The 15698-nt window shown below is 55.1% G+C and carries 15 protein-coding genes and 1 pseudogene; 14 read left to right on the top strand and 2 right to left on the bottom strand.

Annotation, left to right across the window (positions count from 1 at the left end; translation table 11 throughout):
• The 3 genes and pseudogenes from BLU70_RS08055 to BLU70_RS08045 form a co-directional block, all read left to right on the top strand.
• Positions 1 to 196: pseudogene (locus BLU70_RS08055) on the top strand (IS110 family transposase); the annotation flags it as partial.
• A gap of 276 nt (positions 197 to 472) precedes the next feature.
• Positions 473 to 886: a DUF5684 domain-containing protein gene (locus BLU70_RS08050; RefSeq protein WP_052012192.1), complete on the top strand. Its 414-nt coding sequence runs from the start codon at positions 473 to 475 to the stop codon at positions 884 to 886.
• Between the two features lie 97 nt (positions 887 to 983).
• Positions 984 to 1928, top strand: coding sequence for an aminopeptidase (locus BLU70_RS08045; protein WP_074693158.1), 945 nt, complete (start codon positions 984 to 986; stop codon positions 1926 to 1928).
• Positions 1929 to 2021: 93 nt separating this feature from the next.
• Here BLU70_RS08045 and BLU70_RS08040 read toward each other — a convergent pair whose 3' ends face one another.
• Complete coding sequence (locus BLU70_RS08040; protein WP_244885152.1) at positions 2022 to 3275, bottom strand: MFS transporter; 1254 nt, start codon at positions 3273 to 3275, stop codon at positions 2022 to 2024.
• A 288-nt stretch (positions 3276 to 3563) separates the two neighbouring features.
• Here BLU70_RS08040 and BLU70_RS08035 point away from each other — a divergent pair, with 288 nt between their 5' ends.
• Both BLU70_RS08035 and BLU70_RS08030 read left to right on the top strand, forming a co-directional pair.
• The gene (locus BLU70_RS08035) at positions 3564 to 4589 is read left to right on the top strand and encodes a LacI family DNA-binding transcriptional regulator (protein ID WP_074693146.1); all 1026 of its coding nucleotides are present in this window, start codon (positions 3564 to 3566) and stop codon (positions 4587 to 4589) included.
• A gap of 196 nt (positions 4590 to 4785) precedes the next feature.
• Positions 4786 to 6081, top strand: coding sequence for an MFS transporter (locus BLU70_RS08030; RefSeq protein WP_074693145.1), 1296 nt, complete (start codon positions 4786 to 4788; stop codon positions 6079 to 6081).
• A 142-nt stretch (positions 6082 to 6223) separates the two neighbouring features.
• On the opposite strand, the gene BLU70_RS08025 is transcribed toward BLU70_RS08030, so the two are convergent.
• On the bottom strand, positions 6224 to 6874 hold the full coding sequence (locus tag BLU70_RS08025; protein WP_074693144.1) for an LA_3659 family protein: 651 nt from the start codon (positions 6872 to 6874) through the stop codon (positions 6224 to 6226).
• A gap of 279 nt (positions 6875 to 7153) precedes the next feature.
• On the opposite strand from BLU70_RS08025, the gene panD reads away from it, so the two are divergent.
• From panD to BLU70_RS07980, 9 genes are all read left to right on the top strand, one after another.
• Positions 7154 to 7555 carry an aspartate 1-decarboxylase gene (gene panD, locus BLU70_RS08020; protein ID WP_006445870.1) on the top strand — a complete coding sequence of 134 codons (402 nt, stop codon included), beginning with the start codon at positions 7154 to 7156 and terminating at the stop codon, positions 7553 to 7555.
• A 120-nt stretch (positions 7556 to 7675) separates the two neighbouring features.
• Positions 7676 to 8719 carry a homoserine dehydrogenase gene (locus tag BLU70_RS08015; RefSeq protein WP_074693143.1) on the top strand — a complete coding sequence of 348 codons (1044 nt, stop codon included), beginning with the start codon at positions 7676 to 7678 and terminating at the stop codon, positions 8717 to 8719.
• Between the two features lie 209 nt (positions 8720 to 8928).
• The gene (locus BLU70_RS08010) at positions 8929 to 10068 is read left to right on the top strand and encodes a retroviral-like aspartic protease family protein (RefSeq protein WP_244885151.1); all 1140 of its coding nucleotides are present in this window, start codon (positions 8929 to 8931) and stop codon (positions 10066 to 10068) included.
• A 70-nt stretch (positions 10069 to 10138) separates the two neighbouring features.
• Positions 10139 to 11827, top strand: coding sequence for a GspE/PulE family protein (locus BLU70_RS08005; protein ID WP_074693141.1), 1689 nt, complete (start codon positions 10139 to 10141; stop codon positions 11825 to 11827).
• A 35-nt stretch (positions 11828 to 11862) separates the two neighbouring features.
• Complete coding sequence (locus BLU70_RS08000; protein ID WP_244885155.1) at positions 11863 to 13092, top strand: type II secretion system F family protein; 1230 nt, start codon at positions 11863 to 11865, stop codon at positions 13090 to 13092.
• Positions 13093 to 13241: 149 nt separating this feature from the next.
• Complete coding sequence (locus tag BLU70_RS07995; protein WP_074693140.1) at positions 13242 to 13853, top strand: type IV pilin protein; 612 nt, start codon at positions 13242 to 13244, stop codon at positions 13851 to 13853.
• A gap of 67 nt (positions 13854 to 13920) precedes the next feature.
• Entirely contained in the window at positions 13921 to 14403 is a 483-nt protein-coding gene (locus BLU70_RS07990; RefSeq protein ID WP_074693139.1) for a hypothetical protein, read from the top strand.
• 14 nt (positions 14404 to 14417) lie between these two features.
• A complete protein-coding gene (locus BLU70_RS07985; RefSeq protein ID WP_040288613.1) occupies positions 14418 to 15173 on the top strand; it encodes a prepilin-type N-terminal cleavage/methylation domain-containing protein in 756 nt (251 codons plus the stop codon).
• An 18-nt stretch (positions 15174 to 15191) separates the two neighbouring features.
• The gene (locus BLU70_RS07980) at positions 15192 to 15692 is read left to right on the top strand and encodes a hypothetical protein (RefSeq protein WP_143027499.1); all 501 of its coding nucleotides are present in this window, start codon (positions 15192 to 15194) and stop codon (positions 15690 to 15692) included.
• Positions 15693 to 15698 lie beyond the last annotated feature (6 nt).

Below are 15698 nucleotides of genomic sequence, written 5' to 3'. Positions count from 1 at the left end.
GCCCTATTTGCGCAGGGCAATCTGGTTGGCTGCGAGCGTCGCAAAAACACACAACCCAATTCTAAAAGCCTTTTACGAACAGAAGCGGGCGGAAGGAAAGCATCCCCTAGCCGCCACTGGAGCCGTTGCACGCAAGTTAACGTATGTGATTCATGCGGTATTGCGAGATCGCAAACCGTATGAACCGATAGCTTGAAAAAGTGCAAATGAATATTCGGATCACCGTCTGTTTCCCTGAAACAGGCTTGGTTCCGTGCAACCTAAAACTCATCCCCTTCATTGCTCTAAGACTCGATAAAGGACTTGACATTACATAGCTGGTCTACTCGATTGGAAACGAACGTGAGAGCAGCGCGGCAGAAGGTGTTTACAAAAATAAAACAACCAATAATAACCTCATCCAAACATATTATGGTACACTGCCGCTATCATGTATAGAGAATACATTGTGGGTTGGGGAGGGTTTCTATTTATGGTGGTCGCGCTTTCTGTCTTTTATATGATTGCTGCCTATCTCATTCACAGTGCGACAAGTTTTCTGTTGTATCGTAAGGCGGGGACGGCTTTACGGTGGTTTGCCTGGATTCCCTTGTTAGGTGCGATTCCGTACATGTGGACCATCCGAAAGTCGGCATGGAATCTGTTGTTTCTCTTAATCCCGATTGCCAATATCGTGTTTGCAATCATCTGGTATGTCAAATTCCTGAACGCCTTCGGGAAGAGTGGTCATTGGCTGTGGTTCATCCTGTTGCCGTATGCGGGTGAAATCGTTCTGTTCATCTTGTGGATCTACATGGCCGTTTCCGATAAAGTGAAATACGTGCTTGGTGAACCAAGGCATAAGGGTGGCAAAGGGAACATTTCCATTTCGATTACCATCAACTGAATGCTGGCACACAGTGGCAAGCGATGATGACCCCAGCCGGTGACGGGTGGGGCTTTGTGATGTTGAAGCAATGTAGGAGAAAGGACGCGTGAGCGCGATGGCGTTATTGGACGCGGCACGGAACATGTTGGTGCATGCGATGGACTTGAAGGCGGGGGAAAGCCTGCTGGTTGTATCGGATGGGACGCGTGATCACATTTGCCGGAGCCTGTGGCAGGCTGGTAAGGAAATCGGCGCCGAGGCGATGATCATAGAAATGGTGCCGCGTGACAAGAACGGAGCAGAGCCACCTGTGGCCGTTGCCGTTGCGATGGCCGCGGCGGACGTCGTCGTTTGTCCGACCCTGCGCTCCCTCACGCACACACAGGCGCGCAGGCGCGCATCGGAATGTGGTGCGCGGGTCGCGACAATGCCTGGCGTGACGGAGGATATGTTTGAGCACGGCCCGATGACGGCGGACTTCGATAAGGTGGCCCAATTGACCGAGTGCGTGGCGAAACGGCTGACGGCAGCGAGGGATGTGCGGATCGAGAAGGATGGGGCGGTATTTACATGTTCGCTGGCGGGGAGGCGTGGAATTGCGAGCACGGGTGTCTATCTCAATCCAGGCGAGGCTGGCAATGCGCCGTCGGGGGAAGCGTTTATCGCGCCAATGGAGGGATCGGCACAAGGTGAACTCGTGGTGGACGGATCGCTCGCTGGTCTGGGGCTGGTCAAAAGTCCGCTTCGCCTGGTGGTGCGAGATGGACTGCTCGTCACGGCGGAGGGCGATGGGGCAGACAAGTGGCTGGAGATGCTTGGAGATACGCCTGCAGCCAGGAATGTGGCGGAGCTGGGGATTGGCACGAACGATAAAGCCAGGCTGACAGGTGTCATTTTGGAGGACGAGAAGGCACTTGGCACCGTACATGTGGCGTTTGGCAGCAATGCGACATTTGGCGGTACGGTCAGCGCGGGGGTGCACTTGGATGTGGTCATGCTGGCGCCGACGCTGTACCTGGATGGGGAGATGATTATGCAGGAGGGGAAACTGTTGGTGTGACAGGGAAAGACGCCGCTAGAGGATGTGGTCTGTGCGTGATGGTGCAAAGATGAACGCGTCATTCACACTCTGGCTAGTGGATGGCGCGTTTCGTTACAGGCTGCTCATTTCGTCTGCTTTCCCAGAAGCGGCATGTGACACGTTACCATCCTGCCGTTGCTGTACGATAAAGGCGATCACGGCACCAGCGCATGCGCCGACAGCGATCCATAGAATCGGTGGTAGACCAGCGTGATCGAATAACGTTCCAAACAAAACTGGGCCAATCAGGCGGCCAATGCTGCCGATGCCTCCGGAAACACCCAAATAAAAGGCGGCGTTGTTGCGTGCGGTGTCGGTGATGAGTGCAGGAATGGCGGGTGCCATTAGCATTTCGCCAAATGTGGCCACCACCATACCAACGACGAGCAACGCATAGGTGGCATGGGTTGCCCAAATCATCACGTACGCGCATCCATACAAGACAGCGCTTGCAGTGAGCCGGGATGCAAGGGACTGCGTAAGGCGCCGGTTGAGAAAACCAATGACCGGTTGGCCCACGAGAATGAGTATGCCGTTGACCGTCCATAACAGGCTGTACACAGCAGGTGGCTGCCCCGCCTGATTCAGATACGGCGCGACGCCGGAGTTCCAGGTGGATGTCGCCAAATTCACCAGCATCGAGCCAATACCAATCCAGGCGTACAGGTGGTATCGCGAGAGCAAACGCGCGGGGCTGTCCTGTCGCGTGGCGCCAAAGCCCCCTCGCCACTCCTCCAACTCATCGTTTGCGAAACGGCGCATGAATATCGTGAGAAATGCGGCAAACAACAACGTTGAAACGCCATTGATGAAAAACGTTAATGAAAATGAGATGGACGCTAGAATCCCCGCAAGTGTGGTGCCGATGGCCACGCCTACGTTGTTACTGACATACATCACATTAAATAGCCGCGTGCTCACCGTTTTCCACCTTTGTCCAACAAACCCGTTCACTGCGGGCATCGTGATCGCAATCAGAAAGGCATTGGCGGTCATGGCGCAGACATAGGTCGGCCACGTGTGGGCCAAGATGAGCGTCCACTGCGCGCAACCAGTCAATACGAGCGAACCGATGATCAGTTTGCGGGGACCAAGGCTGGCATATAGCGATCCGCCGATCACCTGGCCGACGATGGAAGCGAGTGATTGGAAGAAGAGCGCAACCCCAGCATCCGCATAGTTGCGGTGGAGAACATTGTGCACATAAATGGTCGTAAGCGGCCAGATGAGGGCACTGCCCACTGAATTGACCAGACTTGCGAGAACAAACGCATACGACTCTTTCGGAAGTGGTTGTGCATGGTTTTGGCGGCGTAATCCATTCATACGTGTGGGCTCCCACATCCCAAATTGACACCACGACCTTTCCGTGAGTGCCAGCTTCCAACTTAGCGTTTGCTGACGCCAAGCGCAACGGGGTACCGCAAATCACCTTGGTTTCCTGTTCAAAAACAAACGTGTCGATTCGCCGTCAACATGCGTCCAGAGGGTGGTTGACACCCTTCAATCGCAAGCTTATATTGGGTCTATGGAACCGGTTTCATGCATTCGCTTGCAACGCAGATTGACATAGTCCAACGAGAATGCAGCCATCCACACCGAGGTGATTGTCCTGTGCGGGAGAGCCAGCGGCGACCTACCATTGCCGACGTAGCAAGAAAAGCGGGCGTGTCTAAGACGACCGTGTCGCGTTTTCTGAGCGATCAGGCCGAATATATTTCTGAAGAAACATATCGTAAGATTGAGCAGGCCATTCAAGCTTTGCATTACGAGCCGAGTCAAATGGCGCGCGGGTTGAAGGCAAAGCAAAGCAGGCTGATTGGCATCCTCGTCGCGGACATTGCCAATCCGTTTACAACCGCCATTCTTCGTGGTGCAGAGGATGTTTGCCACAGGCACCATTACAGCCTGCTCGTTTGCAATTCTGACAACGATCCCATCAAAGAGCAAAACTATATTCGCACCCTCCGGTCGCATCACATAGACGGTCTGATTCTTCATACAACAGGCGCCAATCAGAGCGTGTTGCTTGCTTTGCAAAAGGAAAAAACGCCAGTCGTATTGCTCGATCGCGAGGTTGCCGGCATGCATGTCGATCTCGTCGGCATGGACAATGCGCAAGCGACATATGATGCTCTCAACTACTTGGTTTGCCAAGGTTACAACAGCATAGCCTATGTGACAGCGCCGACTGCCGATATCAGCACGAGAATGGAACGCGTTCAAGCATTCCAATCTTTTATGGCGGACCGCAAATTGCAGCATACAAGCATTGTCTTCCAAATCGAAGGCAAGGCATCTGCATTACCTGATTTCCTAACAACATTTATGGAACGCGAGGATGCTCACGCAAAGGCGATATTTACGGGTAACGCGGTGATATTGCTGCAAGTGGCATTGGCGATGCAACAACTTGGCTATCGTGTTCCGGACGACGTGGCGCTCATCAGTTTTGATGACCCGGATTGGGCTCAAATTGTGGGCATCACCACGGTATCTCAATCCGCGTATGAAATGGGCGTCCTGGCGGCGGAGCGGCTTGTTGCACGGTTGGGTGGTGATGCGGGTGATCCACAGCGCTTGTATGTCACCTCCACACTGCAAGAAAGAGACTCAACCCCAAAGGTTGCCAAAGGATAATCACTTTCCCTTAGCAAGGTGAAGGAGTGGAACAGGCCTTTTCCTCTATGGAACCGATTCCACAAAAATTGCGGAACATCGTCTGAAGGGAGGTGAGCAAGTATTTGCTGAACCATGCGCCAGTTGGTGTGTGATGGTACTTCATCAGGGGTTCCTGGTGTGGCTCTGAAACATTGGTCAAAGGGGCGAGAACCATATGGAGCATCAATCGTTGCCAAGCTCAAGATGGTCAAGACTAATTCCCGTGATATTCATTACGTACAGCTTGGCATACCTCGATAGGTCCAACTACGGGTTGGGTGCGGCGGCTGGACTGAAGCAAGCTCTACACATGAGTGCGGCATCATCATCGCTATTGGCCTCCTTATTTTTCTTAGGATACTTTTTCTTCCAAGTGCCCGGCGCTCACTACGCAAAGAAACACAGCGCCAAAAAGCTGGTCTTCTGGGCACTCATTCTATGGGGGATCTTTGCATCGTTGCAAGGCGTGATCACCAACTTGCCCTTGCTCTACGTGGATAGGTTTTTGCTCGGTGTGGTTGAAAGCGTTGTCATGCCTGCGATGCTCATCTTTATCAGCCACTGGTTTACCAATGGCGAGCGATCGCGCGCGAACACGTTTCTGATTCTTGGCAACCCCATCACGGTTTTATGGATGTCGGTCATATCCGGATATTTGATTCAATGGTTTCATTGGCAAGGCATGTTCATCATTGAAGGCGTACCCTCCATCATTTGGGCGGTGATTTGGTGGGCGGTGGTCAAAGATAAACCAGAGCAAGCGAGGTGGCTAAATCAAGCAGAACAACAGGCGATTATCACTACTCTCGCTGCCGAGCAAGAGGGTATGGCACAGGTAAAAAACTATCGGGAAGCGTTCTGTTCCCGACCGGTTATTCTGCTCAGTTTGCAATACTTCTTTTGGAGCATTGGTGTCTATGGCTTTGTTCTGTGGTTGCCCTCGATGATTAAGGCGGCGTCACACGTGGGCATTGTGAGCACAGGCTGGCTGTCGTCCGTGCCGTACTTATTGGCCGCGATTCTCATGTTGATGACCTCGTTTCTGTCCGACCGGCGGCCACATACGCGAAAGGCTTACGTTTGGATCTCGTTGCTTATCGGTGCGGTGGCATTCTATCTCTCGTATTTGCTTGGATCTGGGCATTTTGCGATGTCATTTATTCTTCTCGTTATCGCAGGTGGTGCGATGTATGCACCTTACGGACCGTTTTTCGCGATTGTCCCAAGCATTTTGCCGAGCAATGTCGCTGGTGTGGCGATGGCGCTCATCAATTGCATGGGAGCTTTGGGTTCGTTCGTTGGTTCATACTTCGTTGGTTATCTGAATAACGTAACCGGTGGCCCGAATGCTTCCTACATCTTCATGGCCCTTTCTCTGGTATTGGCTGTTTTGCTAACGATGGCGGTCCGCGTTCGCAAATCAGGCTCGGGATTGAACCAAGTGATGTCCGAGCGGCAGATGTTTCGGTGAGGGTGGGGTTCCTCACAAACGACCTATGCGGCAAGGGATGAAATCTATGAAAGGGCTACCTCGAGGCCGATACAGGCAAAAGAGGTAGCCTTTTCGCTGGCACTCGGTAGACAAGGGCGACGTGTTTCGGTTGTGCCAGCGACTATGCAAGAAACACTTTTTCGCGCAGGCGACCAATCTCTGCCGCATGCCAGTCGAGGCGCTTTTCCGTAAGGGCGAAGGTCTCGTCCATTCGTTTCATGGTTGTTTGCACGGAACCTATAACATCTGCCGAGTTGGTCACCTTGTTATCCAAGTTGTAGACCTGTTGGCTTAGGTTCGTGACTACGTTTGTCAGAGCGTCCGAGCAACCGTTCAGACCATCGACGCGCTCAGTGAGTTGGTCAACGCGGACTGTCAGCTCATCGACGCGCTCGGTGAGTTGGTCAACGCGCACAGTCAGACCATCGACGCGCTCAGTGAGTTGGTCAACGCGCACGGTCAGATCATCGACGCGCTCGGTGAGTTGGTCAACGCGGACTGTCAGATCATCGACGCGCTCGGTGAGTTGGTCAACGCGCACGGTCAGACCGTCGACGCGCTCAGTGAGTTGGTCAACGCGGACGGTCAGACCATCGACGCGCTCAGTGAGTTGGTCAACGCGGCCTGTCAGGTCATCCACGCGCACTGTCAAGTGATCCACTTTTGCGGATAGTTGATTCAATTGAACCGTCATGTCTGCCTTGGTCTTTCCGACAAAGTGGATAAGTCCTTCAATCATCTCCTCTAGACGGTCAAAACGCTGTTGTATCATGCATCATCACTTCCCGTTTCACGACGTTCTCGTCTTGTGGCCATAGTAGCCAATGCCGCAATCATTGACCAGTAGATATTGTGTGATTTGATTAGATCTTGTAGAGCATACATGGCTCTGCATTTGGCATGGATGTCTGATTGTCGACCGCTGGTGAGATTACCGTCTCTTCTGACTTGTCATAGGGCGTAGATGGGAGTAAGATGGCCTGAGGAAAACGCCGCGAAATGCGGTTTTCAGCCTTGACGACAGCACAGAATGGGAAACGGAGGGGTTGGCGTGTTTCGCACGATGATGAAGTCGAAGATCCATCGCGCGACGGTGACGCAGACAAACCTCAATTATGTCGGTAGTATCACCATCGACACGCAGCTCATGGAAGCTGCTGATTTATTGGAAAATGAGCGTGTGCAAGTGGTCAATATTAACACGGGCGCGCGCTTTGACACATATGTCATTCCAGGCGATGCGGGGACGGGCGTCATTGGCTTAAACGGCGCGGCGGCACGTTTGGCAGAGCCAGGGGATTTGGTCATCATCATTTCGTATGCGATGTACGAAAATGCGGATGCTCTGCAGCATGAGCCAACTGTGGTACTGGTCGATGAAAACAATCGCATACAATTGCATTTGGACAGCGAGGCAGAGGAAAATCGGCGCTTGGCCGAAGCTCGGACGTAACAGGTGCAAACGGGCCAGTGACTGGGTGAAGTGGAAGGGCATCCCGAAGGGGTGCCCTTTTTTTAATAGAGCATTGACCAGGTATGGTCTTACATAATGGAGAGAGGCGGCGAGAGGCGGTTGGCAAATCAGGTGCGATTGGGGATTGTTGGATGTGGTGTCATAGGAAGCGGCGTGTTGCGAGTGCTGGCGGATCGGAAAGGGGCGTGGGAAGGCGTACAACTAGCGGCCACGCACATCGCCGTAAGGCATCTAGAGCGCCCGCGACCAGAGTATGTACCGCGCCACCTGTTGACAGATGACTGGCGGATCGTCTGCGAGGCAGACGACGTCGATATCGTGATCGAGGTCATGGGCGGGATTGACGTGGCGCATGATGTCGTGCGACACGCGCTCGAAAATGGCAAATCCGTCGTGACGGCGAACAAGGCCCTGATGGCCCTCTACGGCGAGGAATTGCGCGATCTCGCGAGCAAGCGCGGTCTGTTCTTGCGCCATGAAGCGAGTGTGCTTGGCGGCATTCCGGTCTTGCACACTTTGCATACATACTTCGAACTCAATCGCGTGCAATCCTTGCGGGGGATTGTCAACGGCACCTGCAACTACATCCTGACGCGCATGTGGGAGACGGGGGCGCCGTTTGCCGAGGCGTTGCAGGAAGCGCAGGCCTTGGGCTATGCGGAACCGGACCCGGCGGCGGACGTCGAGGGCTTCGACGCCTACTACAAGTTGCAAATTCTCCTGCAGGCACTGCGTGTGGATACGCATTTGTTGCAAACCGAATTCGTCGCGGACGGTCAGCCTTTCGTTGGGGCGGCAAACAGCGGAAAACCTTTGGCGACATTGACCAAGCCGCGGCGTGGCATCGATAGCGTCGATGCGGCACAAATCGAAGCGGCAAGACGGGCTGGTGCCAAGGTCAAGCACGTTGCGTCGGCGGTCTGGGGAGAGGATGGCATCGTCCATTGCACGGTTGGCCCGCAGGTGCTGCAGCCGGACGATCCGCTCTATTTCGTCGATGGCGTGAACAACGCGATTGCCATCACTGGGGACGTGGTGGGCACCATCACCTTGATTGGCCCTGGGGCTGGAGCCTTGCCAACGGCGAGTGCCGTGTTGGAAGACGTGCTGCAAATCGTGCGCGAATCCGCAGACAAGGGCTGAAAGGCGATAGGAGTCGGTAAATCCCAGTGGCAGTCGTGCAGGAAATGACCAGTTTGACACAGAATTACCCTACCAATCAAATTACGTAGCAGATTGCGTCTGAAGGTTATGTCCTTTGGACCATCTCGAGAAGGTAGGCATTCTTTGTGAAGACAGCTCGTTCTTTTTGGACTTCCCTGGTGGTTTCAGGACTTCTTGTGGCAACACCCATGGCTGCGACCGTCTCGGCCAAAACGGTATCTCCGCACACGGTGCAACATCGCGTAGCAGGTACACACGCGGCGAAGCCGTCAGCGAAGCGCGCGGCCGGCAAGGCGGTGCAGAAGGCTCCGACCAAGGCCGCTCTCGTAAAAACCAACGCGCTCGCGCACGGACATGTGCGCGCGCTCATTGGTGGCAAGCAGTACGACGCCATTGCGGTTGGCGATACGACGTATGTCGCGCTAAGCGGCATGGCGGCCATGAAAACGCCCTATGAAGACCTGGGCGGTGGCAAAATTGCGGTGACCGGCGGCTACGTGCAGGGCGTCGTCTACGGGGGCACCACGTATGTCCCTTGGCAAAAGCTTGCCGCGAAGGTGAAGGCTACGCCTCTTAAGGGCGGCGGGTTCACATTTAGCAGCTTGCCCGTCAACCATCATTATCAAATCGAGATCGATACCCAGAATACGACAGTGGGAAGCCCTGCTCCGCTGCAAATTGCGACCTTGGACGGGATGAACACTGTACCTAACCAGAACATCACCATCACGACGACTGGTTTTAGCACATTGACGCCTTCCAGCGGCAGCGCGACCTTGCATACAGCGACCGATTATTCGGGCATGTGGTTCAACGGCGTCGAAGATAACACGGCGGAAACGGCGTATGTCACGGTATCCTGGGTTGATCCGGCGGGGAAGACGGTGCAGCAGACGGCGGCGGTGAAGTTTGCACTGGCTGCATCGAGTCAAACGGCTGCGCCACAGGCCGCAGGTGAGACGTTGCTCGCCTCGGTGCCCATCACGACTTTCCAAAACGGCGTCTTTTTTAACGCTAGTAGTGGCAAGGACAATCTGACCCTGCAACTGGACACCGGCGCCTATGAACCGTTGTTCACAGCGGCCGATGCCAAACTGTTGCACCTGCCCAACCTCGGTAGCATTGCTGTGTCTGGCATTGGTGGCCAAGATCAAGCGTATATGAGCGAGGTTTCGCTCGACATCGGCGGGCAGCACTTCGCCGACATTCCCTGCATTGTCGATCCGAGCTATACCGGCATCTCGTTGCTCGGATTTGGTTTCTTTCAAGCGAACGGTTACGACTTGTTCGTCTCGCAAAAATACAATACGCTGTCCATCTTTCATTGATCGATAAGCAACCGTCATCTGGCCGCCACGGCGGCCGATTAGCTTCCTATTGCATCCGGTTAAGGGGTGAATGCCGGTGGCGCGCAAACGAATGGGCGAAATTCTCGTCGAGGCAGGCTTGTTGACGCCGGAGCAACTGCAAAAGGCCTTGGCGGATCAGCGCGAGTCGCAGTCTCGCCTTGGCGATGTGTTGATCAACAATGGCTATATCAGCGAAAGCCAACTCGTCGAGGTACTTGAATTTCAGCTCGGCATTCCCCATGTCGTGCTCAGCAACATGCGGATCGATCCCGCCGTTTTACATCTGGTCCCCGAACGGCTGGTTGAATCGTATCAAGTCATTCCCTACCGTAAAAGTGGCAATCGACTGTATGTCGCGATGGCAGATCCGCTCGATTACTATGCCATCGACGATTTGCGGATGACGACCAACCTCACCATTGAGCCTTCCATCGCGACGCGACACGATATCCAAGGTGCGATTCGCAAGTATTATCACCTGCAAGAGACATTTGACGAGGCCGTGCGCCGGGCGCAACCGGAGCCGACACCTGCCGCAGCCGAACCGGATCCGATGCGCAGCGATTCGCCAGTCGTGCGCATGTTGAATCAGATCCTCGTCGAGGCCGCCGCTGCGGGCGCGAGCGACGTTCATCTCGATCCGCAGGCGGACGGCGTGCGCGTGCGCTACCGGATCGACGGCTTTTTGCGGACGGAGCGCGTGGTGCCACGGCACCTGCAGAGCGCTTTGACGGCGCGCGTCAAGGTATTGGCGCAATTAAACATCGCGGAACAGCGGTTGCCACAGGATGGGCGCTTTGAGCTTGAGGAGAGCGGCTACAAACTCGATGTGCGCGTGGCGACGATGCCGACGGCGCACGGTGAAAAGGTTGTCATGCGCGTCTTCGATCTCTTGGGCCAAACGTTCGAATTGCAGAAGTTGGACTTCTCGCATGCACATCTGGCAGCGTTTGAACGGATGCTCGCGCGGCCGCACGGCGCCATTTTCATCACCGGCCCCACCGGATCGGGCAAGACGTCGACGCTATATGCGGCGCTTAAAGGCTTGGCCACGCCCGAGATGAACGTGATCACGATTGAGGACCCGATTGAATACCAACTGGATGGCGTCAATCAGGTGCAGGTCAACATAGCGGCCGGATTGACGTTTGCGCGCGGCTTGCGCGCCCTGTTGCGCCAGGATCCGGATATTGTGATGATTGGCGAAATCCGCGACGAAGAAACCGCGGAGATTGCCCTGCGCGCGGCCGTGACCGGGCATCTTGTGCTTTCGACTTTGCACACCAACGATGCGGTGAGCACCGTCACTCGGCTGCTTGACATGGGGGTTGCGCCGTATATGATTGCCTCGGCGCTGACCGGGGTCGTTGCGCAGCGCTTGGTTCGCCGCGTCTGTCCGCGCTGCCAGCAAGCGTATCGACCGACGCCGATGGAAGAAAAGCTATTGGCGCATTACGGAATGTCTCATGATGGACTCGTGGTGGGCCGCGGCTGTCCCGCCTGCGGCAACACAGGCTTTCGCGGGCGTATGGCGATTCACGAGGTGTTGGAGGCGGACGACGAGATGACGGGTCTTATCTTGACAGCGCAATCTGCCGATGATTGCAGGCAACGTTTGCGCGAGCGGGGGATGACGACGATGCTCGAAGACGGGCTGGCGAAAGCGGCACAGGGCCTGACCACGGTGCAGGAAGTGCTGCGGGTGACGGCCGTTGAGGGAGCGCTGGAATTTGTTTGATTCGGTCGTAGGTTGAGGAGAGAACGAAGTTGGGTGTGTATCAGTACGAGGCGATGGCTGTTCGTGGCAAGCGATCGCAGGGGCGCATCGAGGCCGAAGACGAGGCGGCGGCCGTGCGTCAGTTGAGCGAGCAGGGCTTGTATGTCGTCGAACTGCGGCCGGTCGACGAATCGCTCTGGACGCGCGAGATCAACGTCGATTTAGGGCTCTTTAGCGGCGTAAAGCGGGAACAGTTTGTCCCGTTCTGCCGGCAGTTTGCGACGTTGGTGCGCGCAGGGGTACCCTTGGTCACCGCGCTTGAGGTGCTTTACGAACAGACGGAAAAGGGCGTCTTACAGAATGCCATTGCCCAGGTTGGGGCAAGCGTTCGCGACGGGCGTCCGCTTTGGGAGAGTCTGGCTGAGTACCCGCGCGTTTTTCCGGCTTTGTTTGTGCAGATGGTGCGGGCGGGCGAGGCGAGCGGTACGCTTGACGAGGTACTCGAGAATACGGCGGGGTATCAGGAACGCCAGCGGGAGACGGTGGAGAAGATCCGCTCTGCGATGATCTACCCCATCGTGGTAGCCGTGATGGCGATTCTGGTCTCCATTTTCCTGCTGTTGCGCGTCATCCCGACCTTTGTCACAGTATTTGCGGCGCAACACCTGCAACTGCCCTGGCCGACGCGAGTGGTGCTTGGTGCTTCGAGTCTCGTCTCGCACAGGTGGTATATCGGCCTCAGCGTGTTTGGGGTGTTGGTGGGCGCTATTCTGTTTGTCAACCGACATGGTCCGAGTTTGTACTGGCGGGATCGGCTGCTGTTGCGCGTGCCTGTGTTTGGGCAGTTGTTTGAAAAGCGAGCCATGGCACAGGTCTCGCGAACTCTGGCAATGCTCTTTCATGCGGCACTGCCGGCTCTCCAAGCCATCGCGCTCTCTGCCGATGCAGTCGGCAACCGCTATGTGGCCAGGGCCTTGCGCCAGGTTCGGGACGCTTTGGGCGATGGCGGATCGCTCTCTGGGGCCTTGCGTGAAACGGGCGCATTTTCTCCGATGATGGTGCAGATGGTGCGGGTTGGCGAGACAACGGGGCATCTCGACGAGATGCTCGGGAAGGTGGCAGACTTTTACGAATCGGAACTTGCGATGTTTGTGGACAGGTTGAAACAGCTCATGGAGCCGCTTTTAACCGCATTGTTGGCGGGAGTTGTTGGCATCATCGTCCTGGCGGCGCTGTTGCCGATGTTCTCGTTATATCAAGGAATGAGCAGTGCGACGGGCATGTGATACCCTTCGATGAAGTCGGTGGAGGAACGCATACGAAGATAGTGTACAATTCATTTCTTTGCAATTTATAATAGAGACACGGATGGCCAGGATCCGCTTGGATATAGAGGAAATGGCGCGTCCAACGAGGGTGTGAAAGGGAGAGTGTTATGCAAATATTAAAGGACAAGCTACAAAACCTATTGAAAAAACTAAAAGAACAGGAAGGCGTCACATTGATTGAGCTACTTGCCGTCGTCGTCATTCTGGCCATCCTGGCGGCCGTGGGCGTACCTGTCGTCATGGGGCAAATCAATAAGGCGCGTGTTGCCACAGATAAAGCAAATGAGCAAATGATTGCCGACGCTTTGCAGCGGGCGGAGTTTGATTATCAGTCGACAGCCGGCAACGCGGGGGCCCTGGAAATTGGCTCTGCTGGCGCTGTGGCGGATAGCGTACCTCCAGGCTCGAAGGCGTCTGGAATTGCAACCATCCTGCCTACGAACTCAGCTTCCACGAGCTCTTCCGGTTCGTCGAGCAATGTATATGACTTGCTCGTGTACGGGCTTTCTAGTTCGGTGACTGGTGGTACAGGCAACGGTACAGGCAACGGTACCAGTAGTTCAAGTGGTGGGTATCTCAATTCGGTGCCAACACCCCAATCGCAACAGGGGGCGTTTACCATCGTCACGTCGCTGAGCGGGTATTCAGGTCCATCTGTTCAATTTTCGTATCCAAACAGCAGCGGCGTTATGACAACTTATTATATTGTCATTCAGTAATAAAAAGTTGCGTGGAAGCCCCCGCCGAGGGGGCTTTCGTCTATTATTTGCCGGGGGCTCTGAGAAAGTGGGAATGCTCATCGATCGTATACGCAACGCCTGGAGAGCGAACAACTGTGAAGCCGAAGCGGGCCTGACCCTGATTGAGGTCATGGCCTCGGTCGTGATGATCGCGCTTGCCGGGACTGCAGCACTGCTTGCCGTCGGCGGTGCGCAGGCAGGAACGCTCAAAATGGCGCAGTATGATCAGGCTTTAGGACTGGCCACAACGATTGCTGAGGAAATCAAGGACAGGCCGCAAAACATCATTGGCTGGGTCATCGAAGTTCCGGGTGATGCGCTTGGCAACGAGGCGCAGTCGTCCATCATCCTGATTGTACCGCCGCCAGGGATCACGTTCTCTTGGACATATCCGCTGTACAACGGATTTCAGTGTACCATCTCTTCGAACGCCACCAGTAATTCTGCAAACGTGGACTACAAGGTGCAAGTGCAGACGCCGCAGGGGCTCACCGCCACCGTAACTGCACCCGTACTACCTTCGTCGTGAGGAGATATGCGGTGATGACGATGCAAACGCATAAAAGAAGCGGTGAGGCAGGGCTCACCTTGATCGAGCTGCTGGCGTCTATCGCCATCGCGGCGATGGTGGCGGGGGTTCTTGTCAACCTGGTGTGGATGCTTGCAGTGCGGGCGCAGCGACTGACCAGCTTCAACGTGGCACAAGAAAAGGTTCTCACGGTCAATCACGCGCTGAATCGCATGTTGCGCAGTTCTGATTTCGTACAGATGCAGTTTAGTGGCAATCCAGCCTCCTCCTCAGCGGTCGTCGTCCTTTGGCTTTACCGCGGAGGCTATCCGACGACCGCGGCTGTCGATGCGGACAGGCCCTGGATGTACAACACGACGACCGTCGTTCCTACGGTCTCCGGGGGACAAACTGCACAAGCGGCCATTGTCGGGGCAACATGTTTCAAAGTATTCGAGTTTATCCAACGATCCGCCTCCTCATGGGACGTATACAGCCTAAATGCAAACACTGCACAAGCGCAGACCCAAACGCCGCCTATGGTCAATGGGACGCCGCTTGCGAGTGGGGTGAACATCGAATGGATGTTCCCGGTCCTCTACCCGCAGGGAAGTGGGGCCGACTTTTCGTGGACGAACTATATTCTTGGGTTTTTGCATCCGTCCACCATCTCGTCCGGTACTTTTGTCAACAGTTTCATCATGCGATTGTCAGCGCCGTACCAAAGCAGCACAGGGCAAACGCTGACCTATGATTTGGCGAGTGGCTACCACGATGCGGATGTCCGCTGATGGAGGAGCGTGAAGTGCGTGTGGCGAAATGAAATACCGGAGAGGCGATCCGTGTCGATTTCCGCAGAGTCCGGATTTACTTTGGTTTGGTCCGTCGTTTTGGTCGTGCTTTTGGCCACTGTGGTGTCTGGTGCCATCGCATGGACGGATTATGCTTTGCATACAGGGGGACGCACGATGGTCAGCGAGATTGCGGCGCAATATCAAGCGGATAATCAAGTGGAATCCAGCTTCAATCAAATCGAGTCTGTCATTCAAAACATATTGCAACCACAAAAGTTCGTTTCCCCGGCTGCGGCGAATCTCGCGGTGCAGACAGGCGTGATCGGCGCCCTCAAGGTACAAGGATACGCTTCCGTCTACTTGGGGTCTTACTCAGATGGACAAGGCGTGTTGCATGAGATGGTACGGTCAACGCTGAGCGGTTCCTCATTAATCCTGGATATTCAGTTGCAACAGCAATCGCAGAAAGGGCCAAGCTCTTTGTTCTATACATATTCTTCCGTGCGTGCGGTGTAGGTGGGT

The sequence above is a fragment of the Alicyclobacillus hesperidum genome (assembly GCF_900107035.1).
GTDB lineage: Bacteria > Bacillota > Bacilli > Alicyclobacillales > Alicyclobacillaceae > Alicyclobacillus > Alicyclobacillus hesperidum.
The sequence above is the reverse complement of the archived record's forward strand: the minus strand, read 5'-3'. Positions and strand labels throughout refer to the sequence as shown.

Bases quoted from the DNA above. Each gene is read 5' to 3' on its own strand.
- BLU70_RS08050 (WP_052012192.1), top strand. From the start codon at position 473: ATGGTGGTCGCGCTTTCTGTCTTTTATATGATTGCTGCCTATCTCATT.
- BLU70_RS08045 (WP_074693158.1), top strand. From the start codon at position 984: ATGGCGTTATTGGACGCGGCACGGAACATGTTGGTGCATGCGATGGAC.
- BLU70_RS08040 (WP_244885152.1), bottom strand. From the start codon at position 3,275: ATGAATGGATTACGCCGCCAAAACCATGCACAACCACTTCCGAAAGAG.
- BLU70_RS08030 (WP_074693145.1), top strand. From the start codon at position 4,786: ATGGAGCATCAATCGTTGCCAAGCTCAAGATGGTCAAGACTAATTCCC.
- BLU70_RS08025 (WP_074693144.1), bottom strand. From the start codon at position 6,874: ATGATACAACAGCGTTTTGACCGTCTAGAGGAGATGATTGAAGGACTT.
- BLU70_RS08010 (WP_244885151.1), top strand. From the start codon at position 8,929: ATGGCTGCGACCGTCTCGGCCAAAACGGTATCTCCGCACACGGTGCAA.
- BLU70_RS08005 (WP_074693141.1), top strand. From the start codon at position 10,139: ATGCCGGTGGCGCGCAAACGAATGGGCGAAATTCTCGTCGAGGCAGGC.
- BLU70_RS07995 (WP_074693140.1), top strand. From the start codon at position 13,242: ATGCAAATATTAAAGGACAAGCTACAAAACCTATTGAAAAAACTAAAA.
- BLU70_RS07985 (WP_040288613.1), top strand. From the start codon at position 14,418: ATGACGATGCAAACGCATAAAAGAAGCGGTGAGGCAGGGCTCACCTTG.